Origin of the sequence: Salinivibrio kushneri, assembly GCF_005280275.1 — a bacterium.
GTDB lineage: Bacteria > Pseudomonadota > Gammaproteobacteria > Enterobacterales > Vibrionaceae > Salinivibrio > Salinivibrio kushneri.
Window position 1 is genome coordinate 1,736,046 of sequence record NZ_CP040021.1, and the last position, 21,105, is coordinate 1,757,150.

General features: G+C 51.0%; 18 protein-coding genes and 1 pseudogene. 3 read left to right on the forward strand and 16 right to left on the reverse strand.

Going from position 1 to position 21,105, the window contains the following annotated elements; all coding sequences use genetic code 11:
- The 12 genes from holB to yceD form a co-directional block, all read right to left on the reverse strand.
- Entirely contained in the window at positions 1-993 is a 993-nt protein-coding gene (gene holB / locus FCN78_RS08210; protein ID WP_077659693.1) for a DNA polymerase III subunit delta', read from the reverse strand.
- The gene (tmk, locus tag FCN78_RS08215) at positions 990-1,628 is read right to left on the reverse strand and encodes a dTMP kinase (RefSeq protein ID WP_077487024.1); all 639 of its coding nucleotides are present in this window, start codon (positions 1,626-1,628) and stop codon (positions 990-992) included. The genes holB and tmk overlap by 4 nt, the downstream gene beginning before the upstream one ends.
- On the reverse strand, positions 1,625-2,641 hold the full coding sequence (mltG, locus tag FCN78_RS08220) for an endolytic transglycosylase MltG (protein WP_077659692.1): 1,017 nt from the start codon (positions 2,639-2,641) through the stop codon (positions 1,625-1,627). The genes tmk and mltG overlap by 4 nt, the downstream gene beginning before the upstream one ends.
- Positions 2,635-3,444 (reverse strand): aminodeoxychorismate lyase, encoded by an 810-nt coding sequence (pabC, locus tag FCN78_RS08225; protein WP_077659691.1) that lies wholly within the window; start codon positions 3,442-3,444, stop codon positions 2,635-2,637. Before pabC ends, mltG begins: the two co-directional genes overlap by 7 nt.
- Positions 3,445-3,553: 109 nt before the next feature.
- Positions 3,554-4,792, reverse strand: a complete 1,239-nt coding sequence (gene fabF, locus FCN78_RS08230) for a beta-ketoacyl-ACP synthase II (protein ID WP_069362216.1) — start codon at positions 4,790-4,792, stop codon at positions 3,554-3,556.
- Between the two features lie 92 nt (positions 4,793-4,884).
- Positions 4,885-5,121, reverse strand: coding sequence for an acyl carrier protein (gene acpP / locus FCN78_RS08235; protein ID WP_046075439.1), 237 nt, complete (start codon positions 5,119-5,121; stop codon positions 4,885-4,887).
- A 157-nt stretch (positions 5,122-5,278) separates the two neighbouring features.
- The gene (gene fabG / locus FCN78_RS08240; RefSeq protein ID WP_069362215.1) at positions 5,279-6,013 is read right to left on the reverse strand and encodes a 3-oxoacyl-ACP reductase FabG; all 735 of its coding nucleotides are present in this window, start codon (positions 6,011-6,013) and stop codon (positions 5,279-5,281) included.
- 67 nt (positions 6,014-6,080) lie between these two features.
- Entirely contained in the window at positions 6,081-7,022 is a 942-nt protein-coding gene (fabD, locus tag FCN78_RS08245) for an ACP S-malonyltransferase (RefSeq protein WP_077659690.1), read from the reverse strand.
- A gap of 18 nt (positions 7,023-7,040) precedes the next feature.
- Positions 7,041-8,000 (reverse strand): beta-ketoacyl-ACP synthase III, encoded by a 960-nt coding sequence (locus FCN78_RS08250; RefSeq protein ID WP_069362213.1) that lies wholly within the window; start codon positions 7,998-8,000, stop codon positions 7,041-7,043.
- Positions 8,001-8,008: 8 nt separating this feature from the next.
- A complete protein-coding gene (gene plsX / locus FCN78_RS08255) occupies positions 8,009-9,031 on the reverse strand; it encodes a phosphate acyltransferase PlsX (protein ID WP_069362212.1) in 1,023 nt (340 codons plus the stop codon).
- 9 nt (positions 9,032-9,040) lie between these two features.
- Positions 9,041-9,211: a 50S ribosomal protein L32 gene (rpmF, locus tag FCN78_RS08260; protein ID WP_046075434.1), complete on the reverse strand. Its 171-nt coding sequence runs from the start codon at positions 9,209-9,211 to the stop codon at positions 9,041-9,043.
- Positions 9,212-9,216: 5 nt separating this feature from the next.
- A complete protein-coding gene (gene yceD / locus FCN78_RS08265) occupies positions 9,217-9,747 on the reverse strand; it encodes a 23S rRNA accumulation protein YceD (RefSeq protein WP_077659689.1) in 531 nt (176 codons plus the stop codon).
- A 326-nt stretch (positions 9,748-10,073) separates the two neighbouring features.
- Between yceD and FCN78_RS08270 the strand changes: the two genes are divergently transcribed.
- Entirely contained in the window at positions 10,074-10,667 is a 594-nt protein-coding gene (locus FCN78_RS08270) for a Maf family protein (RefSeq protein ID WP_077487031.1), read from the forward strand.
- Positions 10,668-10,726: 59 nt separating this feature from the next.
- Here FCN78_RS08270 and FCN78_RS08275 read toward each other — a convergent pair.
- From FCN78_RS08275 to rluC, 4 genes and pseudogenes are all read right to left on the reverse strand, one after another.
- Positions 10,727-10,964, reverse strand: a pseudogene (locus FCN78_RS08275) (hypothetical protein).
- Positions 10,964-11,134 (reverse strand): acetyltransferase, encoded by a 171-nt coding sequence (locus FCN78_RS16020; RefSeq protein WP_077487035.1) that lies wholly within the window; start codon positions 11,132-11,134, stop codon positions 10,964-10,966. The pseudogene FCN78_RS08275 and the gene FCN78_RS16020 overlap by 1 nt, the downstream one beginning before the upstream one ends.
- An 83-nt stretch (positions 11,135-11,217) precedes the next feature.
- Positions 11,218-11,943 carry an HAD-IA family hydrolase gene (locus FCN78_RS08285; protein ID WP_235607606.1) on the reverse strand — a complete coding sequence of 242 codons (726 nt, stop codon included), beginning with the start codon at positions 11,941-11,943 and terminating at the stop codon, positions 11,218-11,220.
- An 84-nt stretch (positions 11,944-12,027) separates the two neighbouring features.
- Positions 12,028-12,978: a 23S rRNA pseudouridine(955/2504/2580) synthase RluC gene (gene rluC, locus FCN78_RS08290; protein ID WP_077605373.1), complete on the reverse strand. Its 951-nt coding sequence runs from the start codon at positions 12,976-12,978 to the stop codon at positions 12,028-12,030.
- A gap of 694 nt (positions 12,979-13,672) precedes the next feature.
- Between rluC and rne the strand changes: the two genes are divergently transcribed.
- Both rne and FCN78_RS08300 read left to right on the forward strand, forming a co-directional pair.
- Positions 13,673-16,621, forward strand: a complete 2,949-nt coding sequence (gene rne, locus FCN78_RS08295; RefSeq protein ID WP_077659688.1) for a ribonuclease E — start codon at positions 13,673-13,675, stop codon at positions 16,619-16,621.
- Between the two features lie 308 nt (positions 16,622-16,929).
- Positions 16,930-20,334, forward strand: a complete 3,405-nt coding sequence (locus FCN78_RS08300) for a hybrid sensor histidine kinase/response regulator (protein WP_077659700.1) — start codon at positions 16,930-16,932, stop codon at positions 20,332-20,334.
- The last annotated feature ends 771 nt before the right edge of the window (positions 20,335-21,105 follow it).

Consider the following 21,105-nt stretch of genomic DNA (forward strand, 5'->3'; position numbering starts at 1 on the left):
TTATTCTCCAATCGATAATAACCACTGGCTAACCACCAGTTCGGTATTTAGCCCTGTATGAATTTGTAACTGACGCTGTAATTGATGCAGCGCGCGTAATAATGAATGAGCTTGCTGAGTGGTCAGTGCATTGGCCACTTCCGCCAACCGTTGGTGATGATGCCGATGCACAATGGTTTGTCCCACACCTTGACGCCATTTAAGTACATCAAGCAGAAAATGACTGAGCCAGTTCAATGAAGCGGGATAGTGTGCGACCAAGACCTCAATAGTGTCAAATAAGCCCGCTCTCTCACGCACATAGGTAGAAAACCCTTCCACCACAGCATGGTGATGATCTAACCCGCCCGATGCCACAAAGTCACTGGCGGCCAAGGGCGCGCCACGGTATAAACCCACCGCATGGTCTGGTACCGAACGCTGCAATGCTTGCTCGATCCACGCCTTGGCTGTGTCAGCTTCAGCCTGCGGTGCCTTCCACACACTGCAGCGACTGACAATGGTCGCAAGTAAACTATCCAGTGAGTCTGTCAACAATACGAAGTAACACCCTGAAGGTGGCTCTTCTAGCGATTTAAGCAACGCATTGGCCGCGGCTTCCCCTAAACGTTCGACACACTCGATAACAATAAAGCGCGCTCCACCCAATTGCGACGTTTCCAACGCTTGTCGTTGCACCTTGCGGACTGCATCGATACCAATCTGCTTACCGGGTTTCTCGGGGGCGAGCCAGTGAATATCAGGATGGTTACCCGCCGCGAAAAGCTGACAATGATGACAATGACCACAAGCGCTATCGGTTTGGTCGCTACACAGCCTTACCTTGGCAAGCTGACTGATCAACGCGCGACGTCCGCTGCCCGGGGGCGCGGCCAACAAGAGCGCATGCGGAAATCTTGCACTGTTCAATAGCTGCTGCCAATCCGCCCACACGCCTTCAAACCAGGGATAAACGCAAGGCGCGGGGTATGCCAATGTTATCTTGTCACTCATACGCCTGTCTGCTGCTTAAGCCAGTTTTCTAGTGCCGTTTTAATCTGAGCGGTCACTGTGTCTAGCGACTGGCCCGCATCAATCACCACCACACTGGGATCGTCGTTTGCCAATGCCAGGTAGCGCGCTCGCGTGCGCTCAAAAAAATCAAGTTGCATTTTCTCAATCCGGTCCAGATCACCACGGCCACGCGCACGTGCCAGGCCTACCTCCGGGTCGATGTCCATATATAGAGTCAGTGAGGGAGCAAACTCTCCCAATACCGTTTCTTTGAGGCTCTGCATCAGCGACGTGTCCATACCCCGTCCCCCACCTTGATAAGCCTGTGATGACATATCATGGCGATCACCCACTACCCATTGACCCTTTGCCAAGGCAGGTTTAATCACATTTTCGACAAGCTGTACTCGGGCGGCATAAAGCATGAGCAGCTCGGCTTTATCCGTGAGCGGTTCATCCGGGTGGCCTTGTTTGACAAGCGTTCGCAACTGTTCGGCAAGCGGCGTACCACCGGGTTCTCGCGTGGTGATCACATCTTTGATGCCGACGTCGAGTAACACCTGTTTGATCTGATTGATGGCCGTACTTTTGCCCGCGCCTTCAAGGCCTTCTACAACGATGAAATGGTTCTTCATTGATTCTTCAACACTTTTAAGTAATCACGCACGGCCCGATTGTGCTCGGCCAAGGTGGTAGAAAATTGGTGGCCGCCTTTACCCGTGGCGACAAAATAGTAGTAATCCGTTTTTGCTGGCTGGGCAGCGGCAAAGATGGCCGCTTTACCTGGCATCGCGATCGGCGTCGGGGGCAAGCCATTAATCACATAAGTGTTATAGGGCGTCGGTGTGCGCAAGTCACGCTTCCGAATATTACCCTCATACTGATCGCCCATACCATAAATCACAGTGGGATCGGTTTGTAAACGCATACCGCGTCGCAACCGATTCACAAATACCGACGCCACCTTTTCGCGTTCACTCGCCACCGCGGTCTCTTTTTCAATGATGGAGGCCAATATTAATAGCTGATAAGGGGTCTCAATCGGCAAGTCCTCGATACGTTGCTGCCAAGCCTGCTTCAAGGTCGATTCCATTGCACGCGCGGCGCGTTTTAGCAATGCCATATCGGTATCTCCCACGTCATAAGCGTAGGTTTCAGGTAGCAATAAGCCTTCCAATTTATCGTGACTGATCCCTAACGCGTCAGCAATGGCGGCCTCACTCATCCCGATTAATGTTTGTTCGAGATGCGGGGCTGATTGGATTTGATTACGCCACTGAGCGAACGTACTCCCTTCGACAAAGGTGATTTCATCTTGATATTGCTGGCCTGAACGCAGGGTCGCGAATGCCTCAGCCAACGTTTGTCCAGGTTGGATCTGAAAGGTGCCCGCTTGTACCCGAGTCAGCTCTGGATAAATCCGTGGCGCAAATTTCGACCAGATGCTTGACGCCATCCAACCGTTGTCTTCAAATTTTGCAATGACCTTATGGTAATGTGCACCGCTAGGTACGGTGAATAGCTGAGGCGTCTGCAAGGATAACGGCGTGGAAATAAACGCCTTCGTTTGCCAAAGTACCCCAGCGACTGAGGCCAAGACTATCGCCATCAATACGCTCATCAGCCCCAAAAATCGCTTTTTTAGCACGCGTTTAACCTCTGTTGTAATCGCCCTGTCAGCGTATGCGTTGTATAGCTTGTTTCATTGATGGATGTCACTGGCACCACCTTCATCAAGGTATTGCAAATAAACACTTCATCGGCACGCCATAGCGCCGCCTCATCGACCGCGACCGTTTTACATTGGTAGTCCGTGAAACCGTCAATCACCGCCATCACTTTTTCTCGCATTAATCCCGCCACACCGGCATAGGCTAAATCAGGTGTATAGATGACATGGTCTTGGCACCAGAAAAGGTTAGATGCCGTGGTTTCAACTAGGTTGCCAAACATGTCCGCGACTACGAAATCATCGGCCTCGGCGTCTTCCAGTGCCAGCTTTAGGCACACCTGCTCTAACCGATTGAGATGTTTAAGCCCCGCCAAAGGTGACGCACCAAGTTGTATGTGCGTCGTCGCCAACGCCACGCCATGCTGTTGCCAGTGATGATAATGGCGTGGATACGGATGCAGGCTGACAATCACGGTTGGCGACGAGCAGCCTTTAGGACTGTAACCGCGTCCCCCCTGCCCTCGGGTGATGATCACTTTCAACACCTGTTCATCCTGCGAATGCTGACACGCTTGATCGAGCGTTATTGCGAGTGCCGACCAATCGACCCCGCGAATGGCTAATCGCTCACAAGTGCTTTGTAAACGCAGTATATGGGCATCACGGTCAAGTAATAGCCCCTGATACACATGGCCAGTGGTGAAACAGCCATCACCAAATTGGAGCCCTCGGTCAGCGACCGCTAGTTCGCGACAAGGGTGTCCGTTTACCCAGTACATCTATCAACCTCGACAATCAACTCATCTTACCGACAATAAAAAAACGGCCCGAATCGTCGGGCCGTTACTATAGCAAACTCTTTTTAGGCTGTATAAACGCCGATGCGCATTACAGCTTTTTGAAGATCAAAGAGCCGTTGGTGCCACCAAAACCAAAGGAGTTACACAACGCGTACTCCATTTTTACGTCGCGCGCTTCGTGCGGCACGTAATCTAAATCGCAACCCTCATCAACATTATCAAGGTTGATCGTTGGTGGGACGGCTTGGTCAATCAGCGACATGGCAGTGATAATAGATTCAACAGATCCTGCCGCACCGAGCAAATGACCCGTCATCGATTTGGTTGAAGAGACCAACATGCTATCAGCTGCGTCTCCCATTGCACGACGAATCGCCTTGCTTTCCGCCACATCACCCGCTGGAGTCGATGTACCATGCGCGTTAACGTAGCCAATTTGTGCCGGGTTGATACCCGCATCACGAATCGCCGCTTCCATCGCCAGTGCCGCACCTGAGCCGTCTTCACTAGGTGACGTCATATGGTAAGCATCGCCACTCATACCAAAACCGGCTAATTCACAGTAAATGGTCGCACCACGTGCTTTCGCATGCTCGTATTCTTCAAGCACCATCACGCCTGCCCCATCACCCAGCACAAAACCATCACGATCTTTGTCCCATGGGCGAGAGGCCGACTGTGGATCATCGTTACGTGTTGATAATGCTTTGGCGGCGGCAAAACCGCCCATACCAAGCTCGGTGGAGGCTTTCTCTGCGCCGCCAGCAACCATGGCGTCTGCATCACCGTATGCAATCATACGGGCAGCATGACCAATATTATGCAGGCCTGTGGTGCATGCGGTTGAAATCGAGATGTTTGGGCCACGCATGCCGTAGTTAATCGACACGTGCCCTGCAATCATATTAACGATGGTTGATGGGACAAAGAAGGGGCTGATTTTACGCGGACCTTTGTCCATATACGCACGATGGTTTTGTTCAATCAAACCAAGACCACCAATGCCTGAACCTATCGCGACACCTATACGGTGTGCATTATTGTCATCCACTTGCAATCCGGAGTCTTTAATGGCTTGCACACTGGCAGCAATGCCGTATTGGATGAACAAGTCCATTTTTCGTGCATCTTTTTTCGACATGTAGTCTTCACAATTGAAGTCCTTAACCATGCCGGCAAATTGAGTGGCAAAGTGAGTGGCATCAAAATGCTCAATCGCGGAAATACCGCTTTGCCCGGCTAGCAGAGCTTTCCATGAAGACTCAACTGAGTTACCCACGGGTGACAACATACCCATGCCAGTCACAACAACACGACGCTTAGACACGATGATATTCTCCGGAGAATATTAGTTTGGAAATTAGAATAGCTTAAAAAGAACACAGGCGGTCAAGGAGACCGCCTGGTAGGATTCTGAGATTACGCTGAAGCGCCGACAACGTAGTCGATGGCTGCCTGTACAGTGGTAATCTTCTCTGCTTCTTCATCTGGAATCTCTGTATCGAATTCCTCTTCAAGAGCCATTACCAGCTCAACGGTATCCAGAGAGTCCGCGCCCAAGTCGTCTACGAATGAAGCTTCGTTTTTCACTTCTGCTTCGTCGACACCTAGTTGCTCAACGATGATTTTCTTTACGCGTTCTTCGATGTTGCTCATATTAATACTAGTCCTTACAAGATTCGCAGATGCGATATGTGCTGTAGTTTATTCATTAATGTGGAAGTTGCAAGACCTCCACGGCTGGTCAAACCACGATTTGGGGACAAATCAATCGGAGTTTGACGTGTGTCATTCGAGATTGCAACGGTCTCGATCAAATCATGTACATACCGCCATTGACGTGCAAGGTCTCACCCGTCATATAAGCGGCATCATCAGAGGCTAAAAACGCCACCGTTGCAGCAATCTCTTTTGGATCACCCAAACGCCCTGCTGGCACTTGTGCCAGAGTCGCAGCGCGCTGTTCATCATTTAGCGCCTTGGTCATATCGGTTTCGATAAAACCAGGGGCGACCGTATTCACTGTGATGCCACGCGCAGCCACTTCACGTGCCATGGATTTGGTAAAGCCAATCACGCCTGCTTTTGCCGCCGCATAATTTGCCTGTCCCGCATTACCCATCACACCGACCACAGAACCAATATTAATGATTCGGCCACAGCGTTTTTTCATCATCGCACGCAATACTGCCTTTGATAAACGGAAGATCGACGTCAAGTTGGTGTCCATAATGTCCTGCCACTCGTCGTCTTTCATCCGCATCAATAGGTTATCACGAGTGATACCGGCGTTGTTAACCAGAATATCAACATCGCCAAATTCTTTTTTGATCGTATCAAGTACCTCTGCGACTGACTCTGTCGAGGTCACATTGAGTGCCAGGCCTTTACCGTTTTCACCGAGGTAATCGCTGATTGCCGCGGCGCCTTTTTCGCTGGTCGCCGTACCAATTACAGTGGCACCACGCTCCGCTAAAAGCTCTGCCGTGGCTCGGCCGATCCCACGGCTTGCGCCTGTCACCAGCGCTACTTTTCCGTCTAGTTTCATTCGGTTACCCTTTTAGTTGATTCTGCCGACATACGCCGGCAGTCACAAAGTGTCTTCGTAATACGGTTTATACCTTCGCCGCGGCAAGGCTGGCGCTATCATTGACCGCCGCGCTACTCAACGCCTTGTTGATGCGTTTGGTCAAGCCAGTCAATACTTTGCCAGGGCCAAATTCCAATAGCTGCTCCACGCCTTCAGCCGCCATATGCTCGACTGTTTCAGTCCAACGTACCGGGCTATGTAATTGACGCACCAAGGCTTCTTTAATTGCAGCCGGCTCTATCGGCGTTGCTACATCTGCATTGTTGACCACAGGAACACGTGGTGCATTAAACGTGACCGATTCCAGTGCTTGCGCCAGTTTTTCTGCTGCTGGCTTCATCAGCGCACAGTGAGAAGGCACTGACACGGGCAGCGGCAATGCACGTTTTGCGCCCGCGTCTTTACACAGGGCGTTAGCACGCTCAACCGCTTCTTTATTCCCCGCAATCACCACTTGGCCTGGCGAGTTGAAGTTAACCGGTGAGACAACCTGGCCTTGCGCCGCTTGTTCGCACGCCGTGGCAATCGCGTCATTGTCGAGACCAATAATCGCCGACATCGCGCCAATACCCGCTGGCACCGCCTCTTGCATCAATTGACCGCGCAGCTCGACAAGTTTAACGGCTTCTTTAAAATCCAATACACCCGCACACACCAAGGCAGAATATTCACCCAAACTATGACCAGCAAACATCATGGGCGCCGCACCACCTTGAGCTTCCCATACGCGCCAAATAGCAACAGACGCGGTGAGTAACGCAGGTTGAGTGCGATGGGTTTCATTTAAGTCCGCGTCAGGCCCTTGCTGGACCAATGCCCAAAGGTCATAGCCAAGCACGTCTGACGCTTCTGCAAACGTCTGCTGCACAACGCCATATTGTTCGGCGAGCTCCCCGAGCATACCCACGGCTTGCGAGCCTTGACCGGGAAAGACAATCGCGGTTGAAGAACGAGCTGTTGAAGACATAGCTGTTTTCCTATTTATTTAAAATCTGACTAACGCTGAACCCCACGCGAATCCGCCGCCAAACGCCTCAAGTAAAAGTGTCTGGCCTCGTTGGATTCGCCCATCGCGCACCGCCTCATCAAGGGCAGTTGGCACCGATGCGGCAGACGTATTGCCATGGCGGTCAAGCGTCAATACCACTTGATCCATCGACATCGCGAGTTTCTTCGCGGTCGCTTTAATAATCCGGTAATTGGCTTGGTGTGGCACCAACCAATCGATATCTGACTTTTCAATTTGGTTGGCCTGAAGCGTTTCTGTCACAATATTGGCCAGTTGTGTTACCGCTACTTTGAAGACTTCATTCCCCGCCATATAAAGCCACGCTTCATCGGCTTCTAACGATTGACCACGCTCCGGATACTTAAGTTTCAATAGCTCGCCAAATTTGCCATCAGCTTTCAAGTGTGTGGACAAAATACCATCATTTTCATCGGCAGAGAGCACGACGGCACCTGCACCATCACCGAATAAAATGATGGTGGAGCGATCATCGGGATCACAGGTGTGAGAAAGGCGATCTGCGCCCACCACCAGCGCATTTTTAGCCAGGCCGTTTTTAACGTATTGATCCGCCACACTGAGTGCATACACGAAACCAGAGCATGCCGCCGCGATATCAAAGGCGGGGCACCCTTTAATCCCCAACATGGCTTGCACGTCACAGGCAGCCGCGGGAAACGCACGCTCACCACTGGTGGTGGCTACAATAATCAGGTCGATGTCATGTTTATCAATGGCAGCCATATCTATCGCCTGTACGGCGGCCTGATACGCCATCGAGGCAACGGTATCTGTCGGTGCAGCAATGCGACGCTCCTTGATCCCCGTACGGGTCACAATCCACTCATCACTGGTGTCTACCATTTGTTCAAGGTCAGCATTGGTGCGAACCTGTTCAGGCAAATAGCTGCCTGTGCCCAAAATCTTACTATACATGAAGACTACTAATGCCTCTCGAGAAGAACTGCCTCTAAACGGTCACTTATCTTAGTTGGGATTTGCCGTTCGACCTCGTGCACCGCCTCAAAAATAGCGTTTTCGTAAGCGGCGATATCAGCGCGTCCGTGGCTTTTTACAACGATGCCGCGCAATCCTAGCAAACTTGCGCCGTTGTACTGGTCGGGTTTCAGCTGTTGGAGTTGATTTAATAGATCAGAAAATAGCCATTTCGCGATCCAACGCTTAATAGGATGCGGGTGGAGATGGGCTTTCACCTTGTCGATGATCAAACGTGCCACTCCCTCGCTGGTTTTTAGCGCCACGTTGCCGACAAAGCCATCACAGACAATCACATCCGTCTCACCCGTGTAGATCTGGTCGCCTTCTACGTAGCCGGTGTAACGCACGGACTCACTGTGCTGCAAGAGATCAGCACAGCGACGCACCAAATCATTGCCTTTGATCGCTTCCTCACCAATATTTAATAGGCCGATACGCGGGGTATGGCCTAACTCAGCCTCCGCTAACACCGCGCCCATCACCGCGAATTGGAATAAGGTATCGGCATCACAGGCCACATTGGCACCTAAATCCAGCAACCATTTACGTTGATAATTGGCGCCTGGTAAGGCTGTTACGAGAGCGGGACGATCAATGCCAGGCAAGAGCTTGAGCAAGTACTTGGATAACGCCATTAGCGCCCCGGTGTTCCCTGCACTCACACATGCATCCGCCTCACCACTGGCCACTTTTTCCAGTGCCACGCGCATAGACGTGCCATGGCTTCGGCGCAGCGCCGTAGACGGACGCATATCATTAGGGATCTCGTCCGGGGCATGGACGATAGATAATCGGGAATGATGCTGGGCATTGAGCTGGTTCAGTGACGCCTTAATGTGGTGCTCGTCGCCCACTAGGATCACGTTTAGGTCCGCAAAACGTGACAATGCCTGCACGGAGGCAGGCACTGTGACTTGGGGACCGAAATCCCCGCCCATCGCATCGAGTGCAATGGTTAACCGAGTCAAGGGTCAACCTTACTTGTTGATAACCTTGCGGCCACGGTAGAAACCGTCTGCAGTCATGTTGTGACGCAGGTGAGTTTCACCGCTGGTTTTGTCTACAGATACAGCTTGAGTACCCAGTGCATCGTGTGAACGACGCATACCACGCTTAGAACGGGTTTTACGGTTCTTTTGTACGGCCATTGACCCTACTCCTCGTTACTTTGCTTTAAGTTTTTTAGTACGGCAAACGGATTTGGACGCTCATCAGCAAGTGGGATTTCCCCATACACCATGTTCTCTGCACTAACTTTACAGTCGGTGTCTTCGTGCATGGCGACTTGTGGCAAGGCCACAATCAACTCGTCTTCGACTAATTGAATCAGATCAATCTCACCGTTTTCGTCGACTAATGCCGGCTCATAAGCATACGGTAAATTGCCAACCTGGTCATCATTGAAAACCGGGCTATAAACGAATTCAGTTTCATAGCGATATGAAAATGGCTCCCAACAACGTTGACACTCAAGACTCACTGTGACGGTCGCACCACCGGTGACCGTTTTGAGCCCTTGGGCGTCAATGTCGAACGAAAGCATCACTTCCGCATCACTATCGATGCTTTGGGTTGCCTCACCGAGACGCACTAAACGCTGCTTGTCTACAAGACCATCATAGTCAAGCTGCTTTTGTGCACAACGGAACGGATCAACCGTCAGCGGTAGCTTTACCTTCTGCATAGGGCGCGAATATTAGCCTCCAAATGCGCTGGAGTCAAAGAAAATGTTGCCTGTGTCAGGCGCGAAAGGGTGATAGCGACAAAAGCGCACATTCCATCGGTGATCGGGATGCCGCTGGTGCTTTGTCCATTCGTACCGGCAACAATGAAAACCCACCCTTTCACCGCCGTCAATAAGCCAGCTAGGCACACCGCTACGGCTTTGCCCGACTCAAAGTCGCGCCTACCATTTTTTCAGGTTAGACTGAGAGTTGGAAATAAACAATCACCGATGCGGGTTGTTTTTTGGTCAAATCTAACTCTGCGCGCAAGAAAGAAGGATCGCTCATGCACTCCACACAACCACCAAAAATTGTGCTGGCCTCAAGTTCTCCCTATCGTCAGTCTATCTTTAAAAAGTTTGCGCTGCCTTTCACGGCCTTCTCTCCTGCCATTGACGAAAGTCGGCAGGAGCACGAGCGTGCGACTGACATGGTTGAGCGCCTGGCACTCGAAAAGGCCATGGCGGGGATGCCGCTATTCGATAATGCGCTCATTATCGGTTCAGACCAAGTGTGTGTAATAGACGAGGAGGTTTTAGGCAAGCCGCATGAGCGAGAGGTGGCGATCGAACAGCTAAAACGCGCAAGCGGCAAACAAGTCACCTTCTATACAGGGATTGCATTGATAAACAGTGACACGGGGGAGCATCAATCGGACGTTGAACCCTTTCATGTCGATTTTCGTGAGCTAAGCGAACAAGAAATTATTCGTTATATCGACAAAGAACTGCCGCTAGATTGTGCTGGCAGCTTTAAATGTGAAGGTTTGGGCATTGCCCTTTTCAATGCGATGCACGGACGCGATCCGAATACCCTTGTTGGTCTGCCGTTAATACGCTTGCGTGAAATGCTAGAAAAGGAAGGTATCGACGTGATCTAGTGGCTATATACACCAAGTCGGCGTTCCCTGCCTTAAGGGGAACATGAATTGGATATTGTTTATACTCTTGCGTATTGAGCGTATAGCACATCGGCGAAATCCAATTCACTAATTTCTCCCAAAACAAGGTCTCGAACAGCATCCGCAAGGAGATCGTTATCATGTACGATTTCGAAATCGTTGAGCGAGAGGAGGTAGTTTCCCGAGATCTACAGCTCCTTGCATCCCGGGACCAGACGCTAAGATAAAAGCGTTTATCTCAATAACGCGCTCGAAGGGGAAACAAATGATATCCATCACATATCAGCTAGCTTTTTAAACGTATTCGCGTGTGTTCGTAAAGCCAGTTTAGTCTCAGACTTAATAATCTGACGTCCAAGATCGCCCGATAAATCTATGCTTTTCTTCGCTTTAATTTTTGGTCTTTGGATCGATTGAACGCCATAATTTTCAATTTTTCTATTCATTATTTTCGCTTCCATCTAAACCTTAACTCATCATGGTCTATATCTTTGGGGACTGCAAGATAGCGCTCAGACCTTAACAAGTACTATGCTCTCTCCATCACCAGCTCATTTAGGCTGTTTAATACCGCAACGGGTTCAAATGTCGAAAGGCTGGCAGAATCTTCTACGCCCCAAGTGACCGCGAGCCTTGCCATATTCGCATTGATGGCTAGTTGCATATCATGCCCGGTATCGCCAATCATCAGCGCTTTATCCCGTGGCATGCCTGTATGCGCTAACACTTCATCCAACATTTGAGGATCCGGCTTAGAAGCCGTTTCATCGGCGCATCGCGTCACCGAAAACAAATCCTGAGTTCCCGTCTCGGCCATCGCCCGATCAAGCCCAGCGCGTGATTTCCCGGTTGCCACCGCCAATTTAAACCCCTGCGCTTTTAGAGACATAAGGGTGTCTTTCACGCCAGGGTATAGCTGACACGGCGTCAGGTTATCGTGCACAAACTGTTGGCGATAGTGGTGAATCCAATCGCCATACCATGTTGGATCTGCATCAGGGTAAAGTCGTTGATAACCTTTTTCTAAACTCAGGCCAATCATGGTTTGCAAACGCTCTGGAGGTAAAATGGGTAGTTGCCCTGTCAAACGAGCCGCCGCATCCAGGCTGGAGACAATGCGCCCAATCGAATCCATCACCGTACCGTCCCAATCAAAAATCAGTAACGAATAAGAGGCAATGGCAGGATGCGGCTTTCTTATTGCCATATTCGACGCCACATCATAATCAACGGTGGTCGGTGGTTCTATGTTCATTTTTACCTCGTGTTTTCAACACTCACTGTTGCAAGATGCAGCGACAAAATACTGCGTATTTACGATATGGGAATACGGAAAAAATTATGCGGTCTTTGCCCGTAGTCCCTCAAGCGCCCGCTCAAGCTTGGGCTCCATCGGTGCATTGAGCGTCATGCTTTCATCCTTGTTCGGGTGTCGGAAGCAGATGGTGGCCGCATGTAAAAATAAACGATCCAACCCAAACGACTTGGTATACGCATCAAAACGGGGATCGCCATAGCGGTCGTCCCACGCCAACGGGTGACCCATATACTGAGCATGCACACGAATCTGATGCGTCCTCCCGGTCACAGGGCTTGCTTGCACTAAGGTTGCTTCAGCAAAGCTCTCAAGCACTTTAAAACGGGTTTCCGACGGCTTCCCCTTTGAATTGACACGCACAATACTGTTCACCTCATTTTTCAGTAAAGGTGCCGTGACTTTGCGCTGTTTAGTCGGCCATTTGCCCATCACCAAGGCATAATAGTCTTTGCGTACCGTTTTTTCGCGAAATTGCGCTTGCAGATGGCGCAACGCAGACCGTTTTTTAGCAATCAATAAGATCCCGGAGGTGTCTCTATCAATCCGGTGCACCAGCTCCAAAAAGCGCGCTTTGGGACGCAGTGCGCGCATTGCCTCTATCGCGCCAAATTGTAGCCCACTTCCCCCGTGCACCGCGGTACCCGAAGGCTTATTGAGCACAAGTAGGTGGTCATCTTCATAAATAATGCAATGCTCAAGCGCAGCCACTTTGTCTAATTTGGTACTGGGGGCGGCTTTCTCATCGCGCTCTGGAAGGCGGATGGGAGGCACCCTCACCACATCTCCGGCTTGCAGCTTATACTCTGGTTTTATGCGTTTTTTATTAACTCGCACTTCTCCTTTACGAAGCACGCGATAAATCATACTTTTGGGGACGTTTTTCAGCTGATTTCGCAGAAAATTGTCGATACGTTGGCCGGCGATGTCGTCATCGATGTCGATGAATCGCACTTGAGTTTTTTGTTCTGTCATAACCTTCATTCTACCGCTAAGCACAGCGACATGCACCTGCTACGGCAAGTTATCCCTTACCTAGCACAGCGACGGGCTGTGCTCGCCCCCATTACCGCGAGCAGCACAAAGGCATTATCGTGCAAAAAAACACCACATCTACGCGGTTTTACTACCAAGTCAACATAAGCGAATAAAGCCGATTGCTGGACTTTAGTCTCCCTGCTATAGTTGCGGCGTTAATCAGAAAAGCAAACGCTTATCTGAAACGCAGTTTATCGCCTGTGACAGCGACTTCATCAGCGGAACATGCATTTTTCGATAAAAAGCTGAGTCTGCGATGAATCCATCAAGCGATAGCTGTATGCGGTGACATCCGTAAAAGAACCATAATTCCGAATGCTTTTAAGGCGTTACGCGGCAATTGGCGTAAGACGTAAACCAAAAGCACCCGTTTAGTGTGTTGACACGAGACCGTTAGTCAGTGTCAGAGCTCTCCGCCATCGGTAAAAACGGCGGACGCCAACTGCGTAATCCGGTGAACCATAAAAACCGTTGCAGCTGGCCGATTAAAACTTGCCCGAGCGCACCCCTGATTTTCTCCAGCCGGGAGGCTGCACCATATCAGACTTGGGGTCAGGCAGCATTGACGACTGCTCTCGTCATCAACCGCTAATAACAACGATAAATAAATGAGAACAATCAGATGAAAAGAATGTTGATTAACGCAACTCAGAAAGAAGAGTTGCGCGTCGCATTGGTCGACGGTCAACGGCTATACGACCTCGATATCGAGAGTCCTGGCCATGAGTCAAAAAAAGCGAATATCTACAAAGGACGCATTACCCGTATCGAACCTAGCCTGGAAGCGGCATTTGTTGATTACGGCGCCGAAAGACACGGTTTTCTCCCTCTAAAAGAAATCGCTCGCGAATACTTCCCTTCCGGTTATACCTATCAAGGCCGCCCAAACATCAAAGATGTGGTGAAAGAAGGCCAGGAAGTGATTGTCCAAGTAGACAAAGAAGAGCGCGGCAATAAAGGGGCCGCCCTGACAACGTTTGTGTCGCTTGCGGGGAGCTATTTGGTATTAATGCCAAACAACCCACGTGCTGGCGGGATTTCTCGTCGCATTGAGGGAGAAGAGCGCAGCCAGCTTAAAGAAGCCATGTCTGGCCTCGAACTGCCGCAAGGGATGGGCTTGATTGTACGCACCGCAGGTGTGGGTAAATCGGCCGAAGAGCTTGAGTGGGACTTGAAAGTGCTGCTCAATCATTGGCAAGCGGTGAAAGAGGCAGCTAACGCCAACCCTGCGCCTTTCCTTATCCATCAAGAAAGTAACGTGATTGCCCGTGCGATCCGTGACTATTTGCGCCGTGATATCGGTGAGATCTTGATTGACAGTGAGAAGGTCTTCCAACGCGCGCAAGAGCACATCAAGCTGGTTCGTCCTGACTTTGTCAGCCGCATCAAGTTTTATGAAGGTGAAGTGCCGCTATTTAGCCACTATCAGATTGAAAGTCAGATCGAATCTGCCTTCCAACGCGAAGTGCGCTTACCCTCAGGTGGCTCGATTGTCATTGACCCAACCGAAGCCCTGACCTCAATCGATATCAACTCTGCCCGAGCCACCAAAGGCAGTGATATTGAAGAGACGGCGCGGCAAACCAACATCGAAGCAGCAGAAGAAATTGCCCGCCAATTGCGTCTGCGTGACTTAGGTGGCTTGGTCGTGATCGACTTCATCGATATGACGCCTGTCCGCCACCAACGCGAGGTGGAGAACAAATTGCGTGACTCTGTCCGCATGGACCGTGCACGGGTACAAATCGGCCGTATTTCACGCTTTGGTTTGCTGGAAATGTCACGTCAGCGCCTCAGCCCGTCATTGGCAGAAGCCAGTCATCATATTTGCCCGCGTTGTAAAGGCACCGGTGTGATTCGTGACAACGAGTCACTGTCATTGTCGATTCTTCGTCTGATGGAAGAAGAAGCAATGAAAGAAAATACGGCGCAAGTATTGGGTATCGTCCCGGTCCCCGTCGCTTCTTACCTGCTTAACGAAAAGCGCCGCTCGGTCCAGCACATTGAGAAATACCACAATGTCAAAGTGGTCGTGGTACCCAATGCCGACATGCAGACGCCACACTTTGATGTGGTTCGCGTCCGCGGCGGTGAAGAAATGGCGAACCTGTCCTATCAGTTGCCTAGCCAGATTGATGCGCTCAAGGAAGTAGAAGCCCGCGAAGAGCCACAACAAGCGCGTCCAGCGAAAAAACGTGAAGAGCCTGTATTACAGGGATTTGCGGCGCCAAGCTCGCCAGCACCCAGTGCAACCAAAGCGGCTGCGCCAACCGATGAGCCAACAGCGACAACCCAGCCAGGCCTGTTCGCCAAAGTGAGTCAGTTCTTCTCGCGCTTGTTTGCCGCGCCCGCTGATGATGCAGCAACCGCTTCATCGTCACAGCCTGCCGCCCAACCTGAGCCAGCTCAGACAGAGCAAAGCCAGAAGCCATCACACAGCCAGCGCAATAAGTCACGTAGCCATAACAAGCCACAAAACCGCGACGAGCAAAGTGATAGCAACAACGGTGAACGTGGACGGAATAACAAACAACGCCGCCAGAATAAGCCGCAAGAAGAACGTCGCGATAATAATCGTAAAGGGAAGAAAACCCGTAACGATAACCGCAACGACAAAGCGAAAAAGCCTGCGGCGCAGGAAGACGCTAAGGCAACCAAGCCACAGGCTGACAAAGCGGATAAAAGTAATAAGCAACCCGATCAAAAGACAGAGAAGACCGAACAGGTTAAACAACGCCGTCAACGTCGTAAGCTAAATCGCAGTGTCCGTATCAACAAAGACAATGCGGATAGCCAAGTGGCGGCCGAGGTAACACCTGACCAAGGTAAAGACTTGCAGCAAGTCGGGGCAGAAGTGGCGCAGCAAGCCAAACAGCAGCCTGATAATGCCAAGAAAGAAGGTCAGCAGGACAAGCGCCGTAACCGTCGCTCACCGCGCCACCTTCGCGCCAGTGGGCAGCGTCGTCGTCGCCGTCCAATGGTGAAAAGTCCAATGCCGCTGACTACCGGTATGGCGTCACCCGAAATGGCGATGGGCAAGGTGTGGTCGGCAGAGCAGCCGGTGAAAGTCAAACAAGACCGTCGCCGCCAAGACAAGCGCCAAAACAGTAAGGCTATCGTCAGTGGTGTTGCCCGTCCAGAAATGGCCATGGGTAAAGTCATTATCATGCAAGCTAAATCGGAGGAGACAGAGTCAGTGTCGACCCAACCGATGGCTTCGACAAGTGCCTCTGAACCAGCGCCACAACCGGCACAAAGCCAAGCAACACCGGTGGTCGATGCGATGCCAAATGTCGCGATGACAGACGCGCCAACGGCAACCCCTGAGCAAGACTCAGAGGTCGATTTGGTGACCGAGAAAGTGATTGAGCGCGAAGCGGAAATCAATGCCCCGACGGCAACGATTCAATACCGCCGAGCGACATCACCGATGATGAAAGCACCGGCACCGAACGAACCAGTTGATCACAGCCCGGTGGCCATCGCTACCTTTAAAGCGCCTAACCCAGCAGCGAAAGCAGCAGGTAGCGCCGAGGCACGTGCATCTGCCTACGCACCGGCGACCAAACCTCAGTACTAATTCCGTTTACCTTCGGAATGCTAAAGGCCTCGGCATCTGTCGAGGCCTTTTTATTTGACCGTTGTTCCATGCAATCACGTGGGCAAAACATACGCAATCTTGCAGCGATACACGGAAAAGTGCGTCGATCCACACGCTTCCATCGCGACTTCCTTGTCAAAGAAAAAAAACTCAGTAACGTCAGGCATAAGATGATTGTCGTGTCGTCACACGACTCCCAACTCTTTTCGCCAGAGATACAGACTCATCAGGGGCCAACATACCGGCCACGATATTGGCAAGTTGCTGTAGGGAAGATGCTGTTGCTTATGAAATCCTTGTTTACTGCTTACCCATTTAAACGCCTCCATCACACCTTGATGCTGGCCTTTCTGCTACTGAGTCTCCTCCCTCTCATCGTGGTCGCTTTGTTTTTTCTCAACGCCCATAGCCAAGATCTCCAAGAGCAAAGCACAGCACACCTTTTATCGGTTCGCGACAGTAAGCAACAGCAAGTCAACGATTATTTTGCTGCCAAAGAGGCGGAAGTCCTTGGGTTTGTCGCCTCGGAGCTAGCCTACGCCAGTGGTGGTCATTTTTATGGTTTGGTCAATGCGTTTCAGCGACTACGACCAAACATCGACGCGGCACGTGACTACGCGCAACGTCGCTATTATCTTGGGTCCGGTGAAAGGGTTAAAACGCCTGTGCCCAAGGACGATCCCCATTATTCCGCCACCGAGCGTTATCGGCTGCTCCATAAACGCTATCACCGCGCTTATCAAGCTTTGATCGCTCGCGCCGATTTTGACGACTTACTCTTGGTCGACAAGCAAGGCAACGTCACCTATTCGGTGAAAAAGCTGGGCAACTTTGGCACTAACTTACTCTCAGACCCGCATCGTAATGCACGATTAGGGCAGACGTTCGCGGCCCTGAAACAGCAAACGCAACAGACAAAAGGGAAGTTAGATCCGACCCCTAAGGTGATTATCTCGGACTTTTCCGCTGAAGAGACCGACGCCCCGGTGGCATGGCTTGGCGCCCCTATTATTCAGCAAGGGTATCTGCATAGCTACGCGCTGTTCCGGCTTCCTAACCATGCCCTTACTAAGCTGATGGCACCTAGAGAAACCAATGCGATTGAAACGCACCTCGTCGGCGATGATGGCAAGACTCGAGCGCATTTAACCAGCAAAAGTCAGCTGATCAGTAACACGCCTGCCGTAGAAAAAGCCATAGCCGGAGAAACGGGTGTCACCCGCTATCAAACCCAGTCAGGCCAAACCATGCTCGCCGCTTACACCCCCATTCGCACCCACGGCCTGAAATGGGGACTCGTGGCTGAAGTCCCCACGCAAGTCGCCTACGCACGTATCCACCAGCTACAACAGCTTTTTATCGTCGCCATGTTACTTGCGATTCTCGCGGTGGTGATTGCCTCGCACTATATGTCCAACTTTATTACTCGCCCACTGCTTCAGCTTACATGGGCGGCCGAAAAAGTCAGTGCGGGTGACCTTGATACCCAAATCCACCACACGCGTCGTCGTGATGAAATCGGGCGTTTGGCGATTAGCTTTGCCCGTATGCGCCATGCCATTCGCGAAAAACTAGACTTAATCCGCCAGCAGAATCAGACCTTAGAAGCTAACATCACCACCATACGTGCTCAGAATGAAGAGCTGCATGTCGCCAACAAGCTGAAAGATGAATTCTTGGCCACCACCTCTCATGAACTTCGCACTCCATTACACGGCATGATAGGGATTGCCGAAGCACTGATTGACGGTGCGAACGGTCCGATTAGTCGCGACCATCAGTATCAACTGTCGATTATCGTCAACAGCGGCCAGCGCTTGGCCAAGCTGGTCGATGACCTCTTGGACTACCACAAAATGCGCTATGGGCAATTAGACTTGGAGCAAGGCCCTGTCAACCTCAATGCCATCACTCAGCTTGTGCTGTCACTCGCCAAGCACCTTAAAAAAGATAAGCCGCTAGAAATCATTAATCAGCTCAGCGACACGCCAATCTGGGTACACGCAGATCCCCAACGCCTTGAGCAAGTTATGTACAATTTACTGGGAAATGCGATTAAGTTCACCGATGCGGGTAAGATTGTTATTAGCGCCGACACCTTGGACGATCGCGTTCGCATCCAAGTGGTTGACACGGGTAAAGGGATCCCCGCAGAACAGTTAAGTACCATTTTTGAGCCGCTCGCACAAGCAGTAAGTAGCCACTATCATTATCAACACGGCGCAGGTCTTGGTCTCTCCATCAGTCGTCAACTTGTCGAGCTGATGGGCGGCCAGCTTTACGTCAGCAGCCAGCCACAAGTGGGCACCACCTTTAGCTTCACCCTTCCGCGTGTCGATGAGCCCCCGGTGTTGAGCACCGAGCTTACCGCCTTCTCTACCCAGCACATTCATCGAGATGACACGAGAGAGGCGCTCGTTCACGCCGCTTCGGAAGCCGTTGAACAAAGTAGTAAGAACAACGGGTTACATATTTTAGTCGTCGATGATGAGCCCACCAATCAACAAGTACTCACCAGCTTTCTAAATATTGAAGGCTATCAGGTCAATACAGCAAGCGATGGGCGCACAGCGATTGATCATATCGCCACCACAAAGCCAGATCTCATCTTACTCGACGTGCTCATGCCCGGCATGAGTGGGTTCGAGGTCTGCGAGCAGCTGCGAGAGCGCTTTGACCATGCTGCCCTTCCGATTATCATGCTGACCGCCTTAAATCAGCCTGATGATCGCATCTATGGCTTTGAGGTCGGCGCCAATGATTACCTCTGTAAGCCCTTTGACAAAAGAGAGCTTGCCGCACGGATAGCCACACATCTTGCCGCCAGCCAAGCGGAACAACGCCGCCAAGAAAACCAACGCCTCGAGCAGGCACTTGAACAAAGTGCCCACCAACAAGCCAGCCTACTTGAAACCCAGTCTTGGTTGATTTCACAGCTCTCTCTCGCCCCTGAAGCCATGTTAGGTATGCGAAGAGATGGCCAGGTTCGCTTTGTTAACCAAGCGGCAGCCTCCTTATTTGGGCGTGAACAGGACGAGGTAAAACGGATGCACGGTCAAGCCTTAGTGAAAGCGCCCGAGCAGGCCAATCATATGGAGCGCTATCAAGGCCCACTGACCATTTATATTGAAGGACAACCCCAAGACGTTGACGGTATGCTGCTGCGTTTTCCAGCCGAGTCTGACATTGATAGCCTGTATGTCATCAACACAGACGCGCCCGTGTCTCAGTCTCGTATACAGAGCCTAGAAAGCGCCATCGAAGCCTTATCTGGCTACGCATTAGGCGGAGACTCGCGCCAACTTGAAACGCTTAAAGCGATGGGCGGGGAATTTGAAGCCCTTGCGGAAAAAGCGCAACACCAACAGCAAGATAAAACCAACACACGTAGACAGCTAATTGTTGATGCCATGGTAGCCAGCTTAGATTACTGGGAAGAAGCCACAGGCAAAAGCAAATTCGATTTTGCCGAGCAAAGTGGTCTCTGGCGCGTCTACCTTGATCGTAGTAGCTTACAAACCCGCACACTGGATAAGTACCTGCTCATCGAAACCCTGCCAAAAACCCCGCGGTGGCGCACGGTGCTGAGCTCCATTCGCTTTATCCTCGATCATTGCGATAAACGCAGTCCGACCCGCACTCAGCTGGAGTCCTATTACCAACAACTTCGCCAGCTACTGCTAGAAGACTAGCAACACACCCACCACTGCAATAAAGTGCCTTCCCTTTTGGGGGCAGGCACTTTTATATTTTCCCCTTCTGGGGACAGGCACTTTCCCTTCTGGGGACAGGCACTTTCCCTTCTGGGGACAGGCACTTTTACCCTTACTAGGACAGGCACCTTAGTCATTAGGCGCCTGTCCCCGATATCTCCTGTCCCCGATATCTCTAATCAATCACTGTCACCAATAAAGTGTCTGTTCTCACTATCATATTTCCTTATTCCAATTGGGACAGACACTTTTTACCCCCTATCAGGACAGGCGCATCGAAATAAGTGAGCAAACCTCGGAGCAAATCCCGGTGACTGTCCCATTGGGGGGTTATTGGCGGATCTCAGACGTGCGTCTACTGACACTAATGGACACTAATGTGCCTGTCCTCTGACTGACGAGCTAAAATCGCTCATTAATAATCCTTGCGAAACAACCTTCATTTCAATCGCAATGCTTCTTGGCAAAAATCCCCTTTTATGTCGGATATAACTCAGAAATGCGCGACTTGTCACAACAAAACAACCGATGATTTTTCTTGGTGAAAAATAAGAGCGTTTTGGTGTGTGACATGTATCACCCAAAAGAAAAATAACCATAACCTAATGATTTTAATGCCATTAAAATTCCACCCAAGGTCGTTACCGGTAGTGAGTCGTGATCATCTTTTGAGCGTAACGACCTTTGGGGCTGTTTTTTTTAACAAAAATAACGTCAACGTCGTGCTTTTTTACGGTTTTAACGATTATT